Origin of the sequence: Apibacter adventoris, assembly GCF_002964975.1 — a bacterium.
Classification (GTDB): Bacteria; Bacteroidota; Bacteroidia; order Flavobacteriales; family Weeksellaceae; genus Apibacter; species Apibacter adventoris.
On record NZ_PSZM01000046.1, the window covers coordinates 236,956 to 253,782 of the forward strand.

Here is a 16,827-nt window from a genome sequence, read left to right on the forward strand (position 1 = left end):
TAATAATGGTATTTAGAACAGAATTATTTTATAAACCTAATTCTATTAAATTAGATTATTCTAGTAATGTATTTACAATAGGTTCTTGTTTTGTGACAGAAATAGCAGAAAAGTTATCCCGTTACAAATTTTCTGTATTACATAATCCTTTTGGTATATTATTTCATCCCTTAGCTATTGAGAATGCATTAATGCGAATATACTCAAATGAAGAATACCAACCGGCAGAAATTTATAAACATGAAGAACTTTATTTGAGTTGGGATCATCATTCATCATTTAATAATGTATCATCAGAAAAAATTCTTAGTCAGATTAACAAGAATATTCAAAAAGCTAATCATTTTTTGCAAAATACCGATCTTGTAATAATCACCTTAGGAACTTCCTATGTTTATAAATTAAAACAATTTGATTTAGTTGTAGCAAATTGTCATAAAATACCTAATTCACAATTTTCAAAAATACTATTGGCCGAACATCAAATTAAAACTTCTCTCAAAAATATTATAGAGATGTTAAAAGACCTAGGAAAAAAAGGAATGAAAATTATTTTTACCCTTAGTCCTGTTCGACATATTAGTGATGGAATAATTGAAAATAATCTAAGTAAATCTCGTTTACTTTGTGCAATTCATTCAGTAGTTGAAACTTATGAAAATTGTGAATATTTTCCATCTTATGAGTTTTTATTAGATGATCTTAGAGATTATAGGTTCTATAAAGAAGATTTAATTCATCCCAATAAATTTGCTATAGAATATATATGGAACAAATTTAAAGAAGCATATATTTCAGAAGAAGTTTTGCCTTTAATGAAAAAAGTAGAAAAAATTATTCAGGCATTGAAACATAAACCTTTTAATCCACATACCATTGCATATAAAAAATTTTTATACAGTATTTTAAAAGATATACAGGAAGTAGAAGAATTATTACCACAAACATCTTTTAGGCAAGAAATATTGGAGTTGAAAAAAAGGATGCAGGATTCTTATTAATTGAACTATTGGTATTTTTCGTTATATATAAAATTTCAATAATACTTTATAAGTAGCAATAATAATCCACAATAAATATATATATTACTTAATGAAATTAATAGATACTCATACTCACTTATATTCAGAACAATTTGATACAGATCGAGATGAAATGATTTTAAGAGCAATAAATGCAGGAGTTGATCGATTTTATCTACCATCCATAGATTCTTCATACTATCCTAAGATGGTAGAATTAAAAAATAAATATCCACAAAAAATGTTTCTTATGATAGGGCTACATCCTTGTGATGTTAAACCGGATACTTATGAAAAAGAATTATTCTTTGTAAAAGAAAAGTTGAGTGAAGAAAGTTTTGCCGCTATAGGGGAAATTGGATTGGATTTATATTGGGATACCTCAACATTAGAAATTCAACTATATGCTTTTAAAAAACAAATACAATGGGCCAAGCAATATAAACTTCCTATTGTAATTCATGTAAGAGAAGCATTTGAAGAAACTCTGAATATTTTAAGACAAGAAAAATCTCCAGATTTATATGGAATTCTTCATTGTTTTACTGGAACTTTGGAACAAGCAAAAGAATTTATCCAATTAGGATTTTATTTAGGAATAGGAGGGGTTGTGACTTTTAAAAATGGTAAAATAGATAAGTTTTTAAAAGAAATTCCGTTACAACATATTGTATTAGAGACAGATTCACCCTATTTAGCCCCGGTACCCTATCGTGGGAAAAGGAATGAATCTGCATATATACAATCTGTAGCAGATAAACTTTCTGATATTTATGAAGTTATTCCAGAAGAGATAGGAAGGATTACTTCTGAAAATGCTCTGAAAGTTTTTAAGTTATGAAAATTTTATTTTTTATTTTATTGGTTATAATTGTTTCTATAAGTTATTCCCAAAATGTAAAAGAAACAAAAATTATAAAAGTAGGTAAAGAAATTCAAGGCGATTTTAATGGAGATGGAAAATTTGAAACTGCAAGGTTACAAATAGTAGAGAAAGGTATATTTGATGAAAAAGAATGGATTTTATCTGTGGTTTTTTCAGATCTATCCATTCCATCTCTTTTATTTAAATGTGATAAAGATTATTCTGTTTTAATAAATGAAGGATCGTTAAATAACATTTCAGGAGATGGAAATTACTATTTATTCACCACCTAATCATGGGTGTACCTTTATGATGACTATTTATTCTTTGTCAAAATGGAAATGGGAGGTAATGATTCCTACTTTTTTATTTCCTACTTTCTGCAATTATATATCAGATGAATATTTAGAAAATATTATATTTAGAAAAGGAGATTCTGTCTATTATTATGAAGCAGATAATAGCAACGATACTTTTAATTTGATTAAGAAAAAAGTGAATTTGTAAAGAGAATTAAAATCAATAAAAAAGTCCGATAATACACATATCGGACTTTATTATTTTTTACAAAACAAATTCTAATTATGCCTGAGCCTCATTAGGCTGTATGGAAACATAAGAACGATTATTTTGTTTTTTTCTAAAAACTACAACTCCATCTATAAGAGCAAACAAAGTATGGTCTTTACCCATTCCTACATTATCGCCTGGGTGGTGGGTAGTTCCTCTTTGTCTAACTAAGATGTTACCTGCTTTGGCTTCCTGACCCCCGAAAATCTTTACTCCTAATCTTTTGGAGTGTGATTCTCTACCGTTTTTGGAGCTACCTACTCCTTTTTTGTGTGCCATGCTATAATTTCTTTTTTATTAGATTAATCTTCTGTTTTTACTTCTTCGTTTTTTACAACTTCTTTTTCTTTTTTAGGAGTTGCTTTTTTTGCAGTTTTTTTAGGAGCTGCAGTACTTCCTCCTATAGATACAATTTGTATTTGAGTAAATTGTTGTCTGTGACCATTTTTTACTTTGTATCCTTTTCTTCTTTTCTTTTTGAAAACAATTACTTTGTCTCCTTTTACCTGATCTAGAACTTTAGCGACTACTGTCACTCCATCTATAACCGGGGCGCCAACTGTTACAGAACCATTATCTGTTAATAATACCTTGTCGAATGTTACTTCTTCACCTATATTAGCTTTTAAACGGTTTACGAACAATTTTTGGTCTTGCTCAACTTTGTATTGAAGCCCTGCTATCTCTACAATTGCGTACATAAAATATTCGTTTTTTATTTTTTGGACTGCAAATATAGTGATTTTTTTTAATATTCAAGTATTAAATAATATAATATAGAAAGATGAAAAAATATATATAAATACAAAAAACAGCATTAACAATGTTTACATTTGTAAAACCAAAATTTTTTATAAATATTTTTTATGATAAAAAATAAATTAAAAATAATCTATATGGGAACACCTGAATTTGCGGTAGCTCCTCTAGATGAAATTGTAAAATCTGGATTTAATGTGGTCGGAGTTGTTACAACTCCAGATAAACCTGCAGGAAGAGGACAGAAAATAGCTGAATCTGCAGTTAAAAAATATGCAGTAAAACACCAACTGAATTTATTACAACCTCGGAAAATGAAAGATCCAGTTTTTGTAAATCAGTTAAAAGAATTAAATCCAGATGTAATAGTAGTAGTTGCTTTTCGTTTATTGCCTAAAGAGATTTGGTCAATGCCTAAGTTAGGTACTTTTAATTTACATGCTTCTTTATTGCCTCAATATAGAGGTGCATCTCCAATTAATTTTGCAATAATAAACGGAGATAAAGAATCTGGAGTAACCACTTTTTTTATTGATGATAAAATTGACACAGGAGAAATTTTACTTCAGGAAAAAACCCAAATCAAAGATAATGAAGATGCAGGAACCTTACATGATAAGTTACAAGAAATAGGGAAAAATTTGGTAGTAAAAACTTTAGAAGGAATTTCAACAGGTAAATTAAAACCACAAAAACAAATTTATGAGGAGGGGATAGAATATAAATATGCCCCTAAAATATTCAAAGAAGATTGTTTGATACAATGGAATGAACCATTAGAAAAAGTATATAATTTAATCAGAGGATTAAGTCCTTATCCGGTAGCATTCACAAATTTAATAATTAATGATCATTCTAAAATCCTGAAAATTTATAAAGGTCATTATAAATTAGAAAAACATATCTTACCCATTGGAACTGTTATTGTAGAGGGCAACAAAACTTTTAAAATAGCAGCAAATAATGGATTTTATTTTCCTAGTGAAGTTCAATTAGAAGGGAAAAAAAGAATGAGTATTTCAGATTTTATAAATGGATTGACACAAAAACATAATTTATTTGTAAAATAGAATAAGAACGATTATAAATAACAAATTTTTTAATCATTTAAAACATGCCTCAAAATAAAACTAATATGAAAAATTATAAAAATGTAAAACTGATAGTTACAGATATGGATGGTACCTTACTTCATTCAGATTATACCTTAAATCCATTATTTTTTGATATTTATAACCAGATAAAAACATTAGGGATTTCATTTGCAGTTGCAAGTGGAAGACAATATGAAAGTCTTTTTAATATCTTTAAAGAAATACAGAATGATATTTATTTTATTGCAGAAAACGGAGGGAATGTAGTTTATCAAGGAAAACAACAGTTTGTGCAGGAAATAGATCCGAAAATTATAAAGGAAGTTGTCAAAATTATTCGTTTGATACCCAACACAGAGCTTATTTTATGTGGTGTAAAAAGTGCTTATATAGAAGAATCTAAACCAGAATTTGAAGAACATATAGCTCCTTATTATCCGCTAAGAGAACTTGTTTCAGATTTCCTAAAACCTATAAATGACCAAATTGTAAAAATTGCTATTTATAATCCTGAAAGTTCTGAAGATAATATTTTTCCTCATGTGGGATATTTGAAGGATAAATTTCAGGTCGTAATATCAGGAAAGCATTGGGTTGATATATCTGTTAAAAATTCAAATAAAGGATATGCATTAAAAAAAATCCAAAATATATTACAAGTGTCAAAAGAAGAAACTATGGTTTTTGGAGATTATTTAAATGACATAGAAATGATGAGTAATGGTTATTACAGTTTTGCTATGGATAATGCACACCCATTATTAAAGGAGAAGGCTCGTTTTCTTGCATCTTCCAATGATGAAGATGGGGTATTAAAAATACTAAAAGATATAATAGAACAGAAAAATAAGTAAAAATAGAATAAAAAAATTCAAACAATATTTCTACTTTTAGAAATTAATTTTTTAAAATGAAAAAAATTATATTACCATTTATATTGTTGACAGGTTTTATGTTTTCTCAACAAATAAAATTTGAAGAATATGATCTTTCCAACGGTTTGCATGTAATTCTTCATAAAGATAATAGTAATCCCGTAGTTGCAATTTCTGTCTCTTACCATGTAGGAAGTAAAAATGAAAAACCCGATAGAACCGGATTTGCACATTTTTTTGAACATTTATTATTTGAAGGTTCAGAGAATATAAAAAGAGGAGAATTTTTTCAGTATATAAACAAAGCAGGAGGACAAAATAATGCAAATACAAAGCAAGACAGAACTTACTATTATGAAATATTACCTTCTAATCAGTTAGGTCTTGGTTTATGGCTGGAAAGTGAAAGAATGCTTCATGCTAAGGTTGATAAAGAAGGAATTGAAACTCAAAGAAAGGTGGTCAAAGAAGAAAAAAGATTACGAATTGATAACCAACCCTACTCAGATGCCATCACTAGAATTTTATGGAATGACCTTTTTCCAACTCATCCATATCATTGGTCTGTGATAGGATCTATGGAAGATTTAGACGCTGCATCTGAAGAAGACTACGTTCATTTTTATAAAACTTTTTATGTTCCCGATAATGCGGTATTAACTATAGCTGGAGATATTGATTTAGATCAGGCTAAAAAAATGATAAATGATTATTTTGGATCAATTCCACGCGGAAAAGAGAAAATAATAAGACCAGCGATAGAAGAAAAGCCGATTACCAAAGAAATAATAGTCGATGCAGAAGATAAAAATGCACAGGTTCCAGCTTTAATTTTAGGATATAGAACTCCTAAACAAACAGATAAAGATGCCTATGTTCTTACCATTATTGGTAATATACTATCCAACGGAGAATCGTCAAGAATTGTAAAAAATGTTCAGAATAAAAAACAATTGGCAATGTATACAGGTTCATTTTTATGGCCTTTAGAAGATTATGGAGTGTTCCTTGTTTTAGGACTTACAAATTTAGGAGTTACTATAGATCAATTAGGCGGAGCTATTGACGAAGAAATAGAAAATCTTAAAAAGAATGGAATTACTCAAAAAGAATTAGATATACAAATAAATAAATTAGAAAAGGATTTTATTGATGCCAATTCCACAGTAGAGGGTGTAGCAGAAAGTTTATCAGATTATTATTTATTTTATCATGATACGAATTTAATTAATTCCGCAATTGAGATTTATAGAAGCATTACTATTGACGATGTGAAAAGAGTAGCAAATCAGTATTTGAATGAAAACCAAAGAGTACGATTAACTGTAATGCCAGAAAAAAAACCATAAAACCTCTACAAAAACCATGAAAAAATTATTATTTACATTAACAGTTATTATAGCATCTACAGCAATGATATTTTCTCAGGTAGACAGAAAACACCCTCCTAAACCATTACCTGAAAGAGATATACATTTTGGAAAAACAGAACAATTTACTTTATCTAACGGATTAAAGGTAATAGTAGTAGAAAATCATAAATTACCTATAGTTCGGGTAGATCTAACCTTGGACATTACAGCAATAAAAGAAGGAGAAAAGGCTGGGTACTTGGGGATGTTTGGACAGATGCTTAGAGCCGGAACTCAAAATTTCACAAAAGAGGATTTAGATGAAAAGATAGATTATTTAGGCTCAGATTTTTATATAGGAAGTACATCTATGGGAGTTTATGCATTAAAAAAGCAAATCAAACCCAGTATGGAAATATTTAAAGAACTATTATACAACCCAACTTTTTCAAATCAAGTAGAATTAGATAGACTAAAAAAACAGGCTAAGGCAGAATTGGAGGCAGGAGATAAAACACCTGATGTAATATCCGGTAGAGTTGAAAATGTACTTCTTTACGGCAAAGAAGATGCTTGGGGAGAATATGTGACAGAAAAAACTCTAAATAATATAAACCTATCCGATTTTAAAACTTATTATACAAACTATTTTAAACCTAATATAGGTTATGTAACTATCGTAGGAGATATAACTTTATCAGAAGCGAAAACTATGGCAAAAGAATGTTTTTCCTCATGGAAAATAGGAGAAGTTAAGCAAGACATTCCGACATTAAAAAGGAACACTTCTGCAATAAAGATAGCTTTTGTGGACTTGCCTACTGCCACTCAATCCTCAATTAGTGTAATAGGTTTGGTAGATTTGAAAAAATCTGATAAAGATTATTTTACTAATGTGTTAGGAAATAGTGTTTTAGGTGATGGAACTTCAGGTAGGTTATTTAAAGACCTTAGAGAAAAACACGGATGGACCTATGGAGCCTATTCTATTTTAAATGATAATTACAAACGGTTAGGAAAATTCGGAGCCTATGCACAAGTAAGGAATGAGGTTACAGATAGTGCCGTGGTTGAATTTATAAAAAACATAAGAGATATTACAATAAAACCGCCAACAGAAGAAGAATTAAGCCTTAAAAAATCTGAATATAACGGAAATTTTGCGTTGATGTTAGAAAAATCAGAAACGGTGGCTCGTTTTATAAGAACACAAATGATGGAAGGTCTTCCCATTAATTTTTATGAAAACTATCTTAAAAGCCTCAATAAAGTATCCGCGAAACAAATACCTATAAGTTTAAATAAAACCATTCATCCTGATAATCTTATTATATTAGTTGTAGGAAATGGTGAAGAGGTATTATACGGATTAGAAAAATTAGGCTATCCTATAGAGTTTTATGATAAGTTCGGGAATCCTGTAAATAAACCTACAGGGATAAAAGAAGTGACAGATATTACTTTAAAGGAGGTTTTAAATAAATTTTATGTAGGTGTAGCTGGGAGTAAAGAAAAATTAGAAAAATTAAAATCATTGATTATAGAAGGAGAAATGAAATTATCACAAATTCCCCAACCTTTACCTTTTGTATTTAAATTTTTAGCACCCAATAAAAACATAACTTTAATTTCTTTTATGGGACAAACTATGAAGCATGGTTTTGATGGTATTAATATATTCTCTAGCATGGGGGAAAGTGACAAAGATCAAATTGAGGAGTTTAAGCATCAAAAGGGATATTTTCCTGAATTATTTTATACAGATTCCGAAGCAAAAATAGAAGGAAAGGTTAATATAGATGGTAAAGAAACCTATAAAATATCTATTACTAACGGAAATAATAAAAAAAATATTTATTACGATTCAAAAACGGGATTGAAACTGAAAGAAGAAGCTACAGGTAAAATAGGAACAGCTATTACGGAGTTTTATGATTATAAAGATTTTGGTGGATATAAATTTCCTACTAAAATTAATACCATTACTCAAGAGCAAAATATGTCTCAATTTATAAAAAAATATACTATAAATCCTAAAATATCGGATGAAGAGTTTAAATAAATTTTAAATAATGTAAAAAGCAAAAGAACAAATATTTAATATTTGTTCTTTTGTTTTTTAATTTATACATATGCTTTATATAATTCTTTAAGTTAAACTTTCATTCAACAGTTCAGCTAAATCTTTAACAAATATTATATTTTCCTTATTATGTCCTTTTACACCATCAGTTAACATTGTATTACAAAAAGGACAGCCCGTTGCAATAATGTTAGGATTTAGCTCTAGAGCTTCTTCAGTCCTTTCAATATTAATGTCTTTATTTCCTTTTTCAGGTTCTTTAAACATCTGTGCACCGCCTGCCCCACAACATAAGCCATTTTGTCGGCATCGTTTCATTTCTAATAAATCTGCTTCTAACTGAAGAAGGACTTTCCTGGGAGCCTCATACTCATCATTTGCACGTCCCAAGTAACAGGGATCATGAAATACAATCTTTTTTCCTTTAAAAATTCCTCCTTCTACTTTTAATCGTCCTTCATTTAAAAGAGATTGTAAAAGCTGAGTATGGTGTAATACTTCATAATTTCCTCCTAATTGAGGATATTCGTTTTTTAAAGTATTAAAACAATGTGGGCATGTAGTTACAATTTTTTTTATCTCATAAGTATTTAACACTTCAATATTCATTATAGCCTGCATTTGAAATAAAAATTCATTTCCAGCTCTTTTGGCAGGATCTCCCGTACAACCTTCTTCCTTACCTAAAATAGCAAATTCTACATGAGCTTTTTGTAGCAGGGAGGCAAAAGCTCGAGTAATTTTTTTAGCTCTATCATCAAAACTTCCGGCACATCCTACCCAAAATAAAATTTCGGGAGACTTACCCTCAGCTTTGAAATCAGCCATAGTTTTTATAGGTTGTTCCATGATCTTAGTTTAAAGAAATTATTCTTTGCTCCAGTTTTCTCTGTCACTTGGGTTAAATTGCCATGGAGCTCTATTATTTTCAATATTATTCATCATCATATTCAATTCCTGAGGGGCCGCAGATTTCTCCATAACTAAATAACGACGTAAATCTATAATAATAGATAGGGGATTAATTAATATAGGGCAAGCTTCTACACAAGCATTACAAGTAGTACAAGCCCAAATTTCTTCCGGAGTAATATAATCACCTAGTAATTGTTTACCATCATCTATAAAGCTTTTATTCTTATCAATATTTCTACCTACTTCTTCAATTCGGTCTCTTACATTCATCATTATTTTACGAGGAGATAGTTTCTTTCCCGTAATATTAGCCGGACAGCTAGAGGTACAACGTCCACATTCTGTACAAGAATATGCATTCAATAACTGAATCCAGGAAAGATCTGTAACATCACTCGCACCAAATTTTTCTGGAGTATTTCCATCAGAAGCTGTAGTAAAAGGGTCTGCATTAGGATCCATTAACAGTTTTACCTCATGAGTAATAGAGTCAAGATTATTTATTTGTCCAATCTTATTAAGATTTGAAAAATAGGTATTAGGAAAAGCAAATAATATATGTAAATGCTTAGATAAATATAAATAATTTAAAAAGAATAAAATTCCTAAATAATGAAACCACCAGGTAGATTTTTCTATAATTTCTAAACTATGTACAGATAGTTCTGAAAATAAACCTCCAAAAATAAAATTACTAATAGGGAAATTGCCAATTGTTATATATACACCTAACTGTTGAAGTCTATAATCGGAAGCATTCATAGAAAAAAAAGCCATCATTAAAAGAAATTCAATTACTAAAATTAAATTTCCATCTATTTTAGGCCAGCCTAATAAATCTTTAGAATTTAACCTAGGAACATTTATGATATTTCTTCTAAAAAAAAATATAAGTACAGCAAAGGTTACTAGTAAAGCAAAAATATCTAAAATAGAAGTAATGTAATTATAAATAGTATTTGGCAATAAATATCCTATATACCTGTGAGATCCCCCAATACCATCTATGAAAATTTCAATTAACTCAATATTGATAATTATAAAACCTATATATATAATTATATGAAAAAATCCGGAAATAGGTTTTTTCAACATTTTTCCTTGCCCTATAGCAACTAAGCACAGTATTTTCCATCTTTCAAAAGAATGGTCTGAACGATTTTCATCTTTTCCAAGGAAAATATTTCTTCGGATTTTTAAAATATTACGTATAAAAAGACCAAATCCTAAAATAGCAAAAACTATAAATAATATATTGGGTATATATTCCATAAATAAACATTTTTATGGTTTTTTAGTTTTTATTCCGGATTTTTAGGTTCTAATTGATGTGTATTTTTTTTGCTTTTACCTCCTCCGAAAATTGAAAAATGGACATAATTTTTAGGGTTAGCTTTTAAATCTTCCAATAAAAGAGAAAGGTTTTTTGAAGCCTCACTTAGATTATTGTATAGCTGATTATCATTCATTAATTTACCCATAGTTCCTTGTCCGGAATTAATTTTTGAAGTTAACTGATTTACATTATCCAAAGTGCTTTCTAATTTTTTTATGGATTGGTCTATATCAGTTTTATTTAATTTATCAGCTATTGTACCATATTTTTGTACTGTAGTATTAGTCGTTACCAACATTTTGTCGGCATGATCTAATACTGAGGTTAATTTAGAAGAATTTTTAGAAATAAGTCCGTTAGCATTTTTTCCTAATAGTTGGAATTCTTTAATTGCTTGATTTAAATTAGATAATGCAAGTTCTATATTTTGCCTGTTTTTATCATTTAATAACTTATTGGTAGCCGCAAGTGTAGAATCTAATTTTATTAATACATCATTTGCATTATTACTTAAAGGTTTAATTTGAGAAGCAGCAGAATCAAATAAACTAGGTTCTATTTTTCCTTTTAAGGTATCACCGGATTTTGCAATGTCAGCATTATCTTCAGCCAAAATAAGGTTAATTTCAGCTCCATTCATAAAACTGGAAGATATTTGGGCTATAGTGTTTTTAGAAAATGTATATGTTTTATCTACTTTTATTTCCACTATGAAAGATATATTTTTATTACCGGCAGGTATAGGGGTTATAGACTCAATCATACCTACTTTTAATCCGTTTATATTTACATTTTTTGATTTGGAAAGTCCTTCTACATTGTTATACTTCACATAATAAATATTTTGGTCTGAAAATAAATTCTTTCCTTTTAAGAATTGAAATAACCACCAAAAAGCTAATAAACTTATAATTACTATGATACCCGCTTTTACTTCCTTTCTAATTTTCACTTTTTAATAAATTTAACTTTATCAGCAAATATAGAAATAAATAAAAAAATTCAGTGTATTTTTTTATATTTCCTAAATTGGATAAGTAAGGTTGGTTAGTACTATAAAATATTTTATCAAAATTTTGTATTTTAAGTAGATAAATATAACATAGTAAAAAAATATATGTCAAAAAGAAAAAAAATTTGCAGAAATAAAAAATCAATTCTATATTTGCAATCCAATTAAGGGAAAACGCTAATTGAAACGCGAAAATAGCTCAGCTGGTAGAGCACGACCTTGCCAAGGTCGGGGTCGCGGGTTCGAGTCCCGTTTTTCGCTCACAGTTGATATTTTAAATATTAAAAAATACTGAGGCCCCGGTGGTGGAATTGGTAGACACGCAGGACTTAAAATCCTGTGGCCATTAGGCTGTACGGGTTCAAGTCCCGTCTGGGGTACATTTTTAAAGGCTTAAACATTTGGTTATAAATAGTTTAAGCCTTTTCTTTTTTATAAAAAATTGATATTCTATACTGAAATTGAATTAAAAAAAGTAATTTTCTTCAGTTTACCTAATTTAATTCATTACATTATTTTTATTATTGCATTTTTAATTAATTTTAAATATTGTTTAATAATATCTTATAAAATTATATTAATACTTTAACCAAGTAAAAAGAAAATAAAGTTTAAAAATAATAGTTTATCGGTTTAAAAAAAACCTTTATTTATTAAATTAGTTAAAGTAAAACTCCTCTTAATATAAGGGAAGCAATGGTAAAATAAATGATCAATCCGGTAACATCTACCATGGTTGCTACAAACGGAGCAGAGGAAGTGGCAGGATCTAACTTAAATAATCTCAGAATAAAAGGAATCATAGAGCCTGAAAGCGTTCCCCATAATACAATGCCAATAAGAGAAGTCGCTACTGTAATACCAATTAAACACCAATGAGGTCCATAATCGTATAAATTTAAGTTTTGCCAGATAACGATTCGTATGAAGCCTATAATTCCAAGAGTAATCCCTAATAAAATACCTGAAAAAATTTCTTTTTTCATTACATACCACCAGTCTTTTAGTTTAATTTCATGTAAGGCCATAGCCCGAATAATCAGTGTTGCAGCTTGTGATCCGGAATTTCCTCCACTGGAAATAATTAAAGGAACAAACAAAGCTAAAACAACCGCTTTTTCTATTTCCTCTTCAAAATGTACCATAGCGCTGGCAGTCAACATTTCGCCCAAAAATAATATAATTAACCATCCGGCCCGTTTTCGGAATAAAGCCAAGAGCGGTGTATCACGATAGGGGATATCCAAAGCTTCCAATCCACCAAATTTCTGGATATCTTCAGTATCTCTCTCTTTTACAATATCTAAAATATCATCTACAGTTACAATTCCTACTAAAGTACCCATTTCAGAAATTACAGGTAAAACAGTCCGATCATAATCTTCAAAGACATGAATAGCTTCTTCTTGGTTCATTAAACTGTGAAGTGCAATAAAATTATCATCACAGAGTTCACTCAGTAAGGTATCATCATCAGCTAAAAGGAGCTTTCCTATTTTAATATCATCTAATAATTTGTCATTGTTATCAACTATATAAATAAAATTAAGGGTTTCAGCCTTACGACCATATTTTTTTATATGTTGCAATGTATGTTTCACTGTCCAGTTTTTTTTAGCCTGGATATAGTTGGGGGTCATAAGTCTACCAATGCTATCTTCTGGGTATCCTAATAATTGTAGGGCTATTTTGCGTTCATTTTCATCCAGTAAATTAATAGTATTTTTAATTAAATCGTCAGGTAAGTCTACAAAAAAATCGGTTCTGTCATCAGGTGCCATCTCATTTAAAAGATCAGCAATATCTTTCTTGCCTAAACCATGTAATAACTCTTGTTGAGTTTTAGGATCAAGATATGTGAATACTTCAGTTTTTTGTACTCTTGGGAGTAAAAAAAAATTTAATATTCTGTCTTTTTCATTTAATTCTGCAAGCTGTTCTGCAATGTCTTTTGGGTGAAGATCTTCTACAGGGGTACTTTCAAAGATATTTTTTTCCATAGAGACTTACTTTAAATAGGTTAAACTTCCTAAGAGTTGTGCAAATATAAATCTTATTTATAGACTAAACGAAAAACTATGACTAAACAGAAAAAATCACATTATTATATGTGTATTTTAGTTTTCAAAGTCAATTTCGTTTATTTCATCTATTTCTAATGATTTGATATCCTGAATTGCATTTCCGGCTATACCTTTAATAGAGCCATACATAGAGATAGTATTGTCAATTACTTTATGAATTTGTTTTTCTCTTTGCGCCCATATTTTCATCATGGCTCTTTTTTCCTTAGCCAAATCATCCTGCATTTGTGTAAAACCTTCCACAATTCCCTCTATGCGAAGTCTGAACTCATTTCCTGTTAAAAAATTATAAAGCATTTCCATTTTGTCTCCTTTATTTTCCTGAGATTTAAGGATACTATGAAACTGAATTACGGAGTATCTTAATACAGCGCTAAGTCCTTTAAATTCGTTAAAAGTACAGATCCATATCCCATCTTTCAGTCCCATACGTTCCATATCAGAAGGCATAACTTCAGTAACCAATACTCCGATGTCTGCTTTTTTTTCACGGATGTCATTTTTAAATTTTTCTATCCAAGCCTGTTGAAAATCTTTTGTTCTTTTACTTTCATAGTAGATACTACCACAGTTTTGTGTGGTATGAGTATTTACAATTTGTAAACAATCAGCCCCTCGTGCTCCTTTTTTTATTTCATTAATGGAATCTAAAGGGAAATTTTGAATAAGCCATTCTTCAATAGCCAATTCTTGAATTTCACCCTGTAATTGCATGGAACCTTGTTCCTGTTTACGTTTCATTTCCTCTGTTAGACGTTTTTGATCTTCAAGTTGCTTATGAAGTTCCTTTATTTTTAATTCATTTTTTTCACTTTCTTGTTTACGTATTTTTTCTCTTTCTAATATAATTTCCTCATTCAGTTTTTGTTGTGTTTCTACTTCAATAACAGTTCTCATTTCTTCTTTTTCTCTTTGCAGTTTCGATATTTCGACCTGCAATTTGTTGAGATCCTGTATTTTTTCTGATTTTTCTTTTAATTCTTTTTCATATAAAGAAATTCGTTCTTTATTTTCTTCTTCGAATCTTTTTTTTAATGAAAGTTCTATTTCTTGAGATTTTTCTTTTGTTATTTTAGATAACCTTTCTTGAAAAAGCTCGTTTTCTTTCTTTTTTTTGTTTTCAAATTCCTGTTTTTCTTTTTCCAATAAAACGCTTTTATTTTCAATTTCTTTTTGAAAAGATAAGAACTTGTTTTGATATTCTTTTTTTAAAGTTTCTTCTAATTGATGCTTTAGAATATCATTAACATCTATTTCAGTTCCGCAATTCGGGCATTTAATTTGAGTTTGTTTAGCCATTAAAAAGTATAGATTAATTTTCTAATTCGATTTCTATGTTTAGTTTTTCGGGATACATAATATAATCTGTAGCATCATTTCTAATAAATAAAGATTTTCTGTCAGAAGAAATAATAGCGCTAGGGTTATTGGCTTTTTTTATTTTCTTGGGGAAGTTATATTTTACATCATAAAAACCACCATTAAACATAGTTGATAAAATGATTTTGGTAGAATCATTTTTTTCAATGTGCTCTAATACCTTTTTCTTAAAAATTTTGCCATCCCAGTTGTATTGGATATGGGTAAGCAAACTAAAATTTACTTCTGATAATACATTCAAATTATTTTGACTTATAGTACTAAAAGAACTAAGAGCTGAATTTAAAGAATTTACATCTTTAAAATCTCCGAATAATTGAATAGTAAACTCCTTTTTATTATCATCTTGATGAATTTTGATTGAAAAGGGTTTAAGTGTATACAGTTTCTTCTGCTCATCTAAAGAAAGATTAGAAATACTATCTTTTTTTTCTTTTAAGAAATTAACAAAAGAAAATGTGGTATCTTTAATAATTTTGGGTTGTCCAATAGTATCGGGCAACATATGTGTACATTTACTGGCATCTAGAAGATAAGAATAATTAATATTTCCATTTGCATTTAAAGTAATTTCCTCACTAATTGAGCATCCTATTATAAAAATGCTTGATATTATAAGGACTAATATTTTCGATATATTCTTCATATTCTATATAAATTTATTTTTTTATTTAATGAAAAAGACTAAGGGAAAATTTCTTTTTTCTCTTTAATCCATTGTTCTAACCCATCCTTTAAATTATAAATGATTTTAAAACCATATTGTTTTAAAATATTGGAAGCTTTTATACTCCTTTTTCCATGTTGAGAGTATACTGCAACAGGACTGGTTTTATCTAAATTCTGAATTTGATTTACAAAACTGGATTTGTTCACATCCATATTTAAAGCATCATAAATATGCCCGGTTTTATACTCCTTTAAAGTTCGAACATCTAAAATTTGGGTAATTTTAATACCTACTTCCCAGGAGAATTCAGATACATTTAAATTTTTAATGAAAATATTTTCATCATCCGAAATTTCATTTACAGGCAAATCTTTTTCAGAACTGTTATCCGGTTTTGGATTTTGTATTGATAATGTATTATCTTGCTGATCTGCAACATTATTATTTTCTGTTATAGTAGTGGAGCTCTCTGTTACTTTCTCTTTTTGTATGGTTTTTTCTTGTATATATTCTGGTTTTTCTTTTTGGGGAATAATTATTTCATGAGCATGAGAAACTTCTTCTGTACTTGTAGAAATATTTGAAAAATCTGGTTCTTTTTTATCAGAATTTACATTTAAAGATAAATTTTCAGAAGGGTTTTCATTGCTTATAATATGCGTATAATTACTTTTTCGTGGCAAGTCTGTAGTTACCATTCCAATTTCTGGGGGAGTGCTATAATTAGTATTGTCAGATACATAATCTTGTGTTTTACAAGAAAGTAAGCAAAGAAAAGCAACTGCAAAAAAAAGTACAAACTTCATAAGA

General features: G+C 28.9%; 17 protein-coding genes and 2 tRNA genes. 10 read left to right on the forward strand and 9 right to left on the reverse strand.

The features are described 5' to 3' along the window. Positions 1 to 5 precede the first annotated feature (5 nt). The 4 genes from C4S77_RS11505 (at position 6) to C4S77_RS11520 (ending at position 2,394) form a co-directional block, all read left to right on the forward strand. Complete coding sequence (locus tag C4S77_RS11505) at positions 6 to 1,001, forward strand: GSCFA domain-containing protein (protein WP_105191559.1); 996 nt, start codon at positions 6 to 8, stop codon at positions 999 to 1,001. A 91-nt stretch (positions 1,002 to 1,092) separates the two neighbouring features. Continuing rightward, a complete protein-coding gene (locus tag C4S77_RS11510; RefSeq protein ID WP_105191557.1) occupies positions 1,093 to 1,863 on the forward strand; it encodes a TatD family hydrolase in 771 nt (256 codons plus the stop codon). Beyond that, positions 1,860 to 2,180 carry a hypothetical protein gene (locus C4S77_RS11515; RefSeq protein WP_105247667.1) on the forward strand — a complete coding sequence of 107 codons (321 nt, stop codon included), beginning with the start codon at positions 1,860 to 1,862 and terminating at the stop codon, positions 2,178 to 2,180. Before C4S77_RS11510 ends, C4S77_RS11515 begins: the two co-directional genes overlap by 4 nt. After that, entirely contained in the window at positions 2,152 to 2,394 is a 243-nt protein-coding gene (locus tag C4S77_RS11520) for a hypothetical protein (RefSeq protein WP_105247668.1), read from the forward strand. Before C4S77_RS11515 ends, C4S77_RS11520 begins: the two co-directional genes overlap by 29 nt. Positions 2,395 to 2,469: 75 nt before the next feature. Here the strand turns inward: C4S77_RS11520 and rpmA are convergent, their stop codons facing one another. Together rpmA and rplU are read right to left on the reverse strand one after the other, a co-directional pair. After that, the gene (gene rpmA, locus C4S77_RS11525; RefSeq protein WP_105191554.1) at positions 2,470 to 2,736 is read right to left on the reverse strand and encodes a 50S ribosomal protein L27; all 267 of its coding nucleotides are present in this window, start codon (positions 2,734 to 2,736) and stop codon (positions 2,470 to 2,472) included. A gap of 23 nt (positions 2,737 to 2,759) precedes the next feature. After that, positions 2,760 to 3,158, reverse strand: a complete 399-nt coding sequence (gene rplU / locus C4S77_RS11530; protein ID WP_105247669.1) for a 50S ribosomal protein L21 — start codon at positions 3,156 to 3,158, stop codon at positions 2,760 to 2,762. 165 nt (positions 3,159 to 3,323) lie between these two features. On the opposite strand from rplU, the gene fmt reads away from it, so the two are divergent. From fmt to C4S77_RS11550, 4 genes are all read left to right on the forward strand, one after another. After that, positions 3,324 to 4,286 (forward strand): methionyl-tRNA formyltransferase, encoded by a 963-nt coding sequence (gene fmt / locus C4S77_RS11535; protein WP_221405128.1) that lies wholly within the window; start codon positions 3,324 to 3,326, stop codon positions 4,284 to 4,286. 65 nt (positions 4,287 to 4,351) lie between these two features. Next, positions 4,352 to 5,164, forward strand: coding sequence for an HAD family hydrolase (locus tag C4S77_RS11540; RefSeq protein WP_181042885.1), 813 nt, complete (start codon positions 4,352 to 4,354; stop codon positions 5,162 to 5,164). Between the two features lie 56 nt (positions 5,165 to 5,220). Next, positions 5,221 to 6,534: a M16 family metallopeptidase gene (locus C4S77_RS11545; protein ID WP_105247671.1), complete on the forward strand. Its 1,314-nt coding sequence runs from the start codon at positions 5,221 to 5,223 to the stop codon at positions 6,532 to 6,534. Between the two features lie 16 nt (positions 6,535 to 6,550). Next, a complete protein-coding gene (locus C4S77_RS11550; RefSeq protein WP_105247672.1) occupies positions 6,551 to 8,599 on the forward strand; it encodes an insulinase family protein in 2,049 nt (682 codons plus the stop codon). An 87-nt stretch (positions 8,600 to 8,686) separates the two neighbouring features. Here the strand turns inward: C4S77_RS11550 and C4S77_RS11555 are convergent, their stop codons facing one another. Genes C4S77_RS11555 through C4S77_RS11565 form a run of 3 tightly spaced genes read right to left on the reverse strand, consistent with a single transcriptional unit; the run spans position 8,687 to position 11,823 of the window. Next, positions 8,687 to 9,469 (reverse strand): (Fe-S)-binding protein, encoded by a 783-nt coding sequence (locus C4S77_RS11555; protein WP_105247673.1) that lies wholly within the window; start codon positions 9,467 to 9,469, stop codon positions 8,687 to 8,689. 18 nt (positions 9,470 to 9,487) lie between these two features. Then, on the reverse strand, positions 9,488 to 10,807 hold the full coding sequence (locus C4S77_RS11560; protein WP_105247674.1) for a (Fe-S)-binding protein: 1,320 nt from the start codon (positions 10,805 to 10,807) through the stop codon (positions 9,488 to 9,490). Positions 10,808 to 10,836: 29 nt separating this feature from the next. After that, entirely contained in the window at positions 10,837 to 11,823 is a 987-nt protein-coding gene (locus tag C4S77_RS11565; protein WP_105247675.1) for an MlaD family protein, read from the reverse strand. A gap of 248 nt (positions 11,824 to 12,071) precedes the next feature. Between C4S77_RS11565 and C4S77_RS11570 the strand changes: the two genes are divergently transcribed. Together C4S77_RS11570 and C4S77_RS11575 are read left to right on the forward strand one after the other, a co-directional pair. Beyond that, positions 12,072 to 12,144 (forward strand) — tRNA-Gly (locus C4S77_RS11570). Positions 12,145 to 12,179: 35 nt separating this feature from the next. Further along, positions 12,180 to 12,263: transfer RNA gene (locus C4S77_RS11575), tRNA-Leu, on the forward strand. Between the two features lie 282 nt (positions 12,264 to 12,545). Here the strand turns inward: C4S77_RS11575 and mgtE are convergent. The 4 genes from mgtE to C4S77_RS11595 all read right to left on the reverse strand — a co-directional run bounded on the left by mgtE (position 12,546) and on the right by C4S77_RS11595 (position 16,823). After that, the gene (gene mgtE / locus C4S77_RS11580; protein WP_105191538.1) at positions 12,546 to 13,883 is read right to left on the reverse strand and encodes a magnesium transporter; all 1,338 of its coding nucleotides are present in this window, start codon (positions 13,881 to 13,883) and stop codon (positions 12,546 to 12,548) included. Between the two features lie 117 nt (positions 13,884 to 14,000). Then, positions 14,001 to 15,266, reverse strand: coding sequence for a DUF2130 domain-containing protein (locus C4S77_RS11585; protein WP_105247676.1), 1,266 nt, complete (start codon positions 15,264 to 15,266; stop codon positions 14,001 to 14,003). A 13-nt stretch (positions 15,267 to 15,279) separates the two neighbouring features. Beyond that, a complete protein-coding gene (locus tag C4S77_RS11590; protein WP_105191534.1) occupies positions 15,280 to 15,993 on the reverse strand; it encodes a hypothetical protein in 714 nt (237 codons plus the stop codon). 38 nt (positions 15,994 to 16,031) lie between these two features. Continuing rightward, positions 16,032 to 16,823 carry a rhodanese-like domain-containing protein gene (locus C4S77_RS11595; RefSeq protein WP_105247677.1) on the reverse strand — a complete coding sequence of 264 codons (792 nt, stop codon included), beginning with the start codon at positions 16,821 to 16,823 and terminating at the stop codon, positions 16,032 to 16,034. Between the last annotated feature and the right edge of the window lie 4 nt (positions 16,824 to 16,827).

Coding starts and splice junctions, on each gene's coding strand:
- C4S77_RS11505 (WP_105191559.1), top strand. CDS start 6: ATGGTATTTAGAACAGAATTATTTTATAAACCTAATTCTATTAAATTA.
- C4S77_RS11510 (WP_105191557.1), top strand. CDS start 1,093: ATGAAATTAATAGATACTCATACTCACTTATATTCAGAACAATTTGAT.
- C4S77_RS11515 (WP_105247667.1), top strand. CDS start 1,860: ATGAAAATTTTATTTTTTATTTTATTGGTTATAATTGTTTCTATAAGT.
- C4S77_RS11520 (WP_105247668.1), top strand. CDS start 2,152: ATGGAAATTACTATTTATTCACCACCTAATCATGGGTGTACCTTTATG.
- rpmA (WP_105191554.1), bottom strand. CDS start 2,736: ATGGCACACAAAAAAGGAGTAGGTAGCTCCAAAAACGGTAGAGAATCA.
- rplU (WP_105247669.1), bottom strand. CDS start 3,158: ATGTACGCAATTGTAGAGATAGCAGGGCTTCAATACAAAGTTGAGCAA.
- fmt (WP_221405128.1), top strand. CDS start 3,324: ATGATAAAAAATAAATTAAAAATAATCTATATGGGAACACCTGAATTT.
- C4S77_RS11540 (WP_181042885.1), top strand. CDS start 4,352: ATGAAAAATTATAAAAATGTAAAACTGATAGTTACAGATATGGATGGT.
- C4S77_RS11545 (WP_105247671.1), top strand. CDS start 5,221: ATGAAAAAAATTATATTACCATTTATATTGTTGACAGGTTTTATGTTT.
- C4S77_RS11550 (WP_105247672.1), top strand. CDS start 6,551: ATGAAAAAATTATTATTTACATTAACAGTTATTATAGCATCTACAGCA.
- C4S77_RS11555 (WP_105247673.1), bottom strand. CDS start 9,469: ATGGAACAACCTATAAAAACTATGGCTGATTTCAAAGCTGAGGGTAAG.
- C4S77_RS11560 (WP_105247674.1), bottom strand. CDS start 10,807: ATGGAATATATACCCAATATATTATTTATAGTTTTTGCTATTTTAGGA.
- mgtE (WP_105191538.1), bottom strand. CDS start 13,883: ATGGAAAAAAATATCTTTGAAAGTACCCCTGTAGAAGATCTTCACCCA.
- C4S77_RS11585 (WP_105247676.1), bottom strand. CDS start 15,266: ATGGCTAAACAAACTCAAATTAAATGCCCGAATTGCGGAACTGAAATA.
- C4S77_RS11590 (WP_105191534.1), bottom strand. CDS start 15,993: ATGAAGAATATATCGAAAATATTAGTCCTTATAATATCAAGCATTTTT.
- C4S77_RS11595 (WP_105247677.1), bottom strand. CDS start 16,823: ATGAAGTTTGTACTTTTTTTTGCAGTTGCTTTTCTTTGCTTACTTTCT.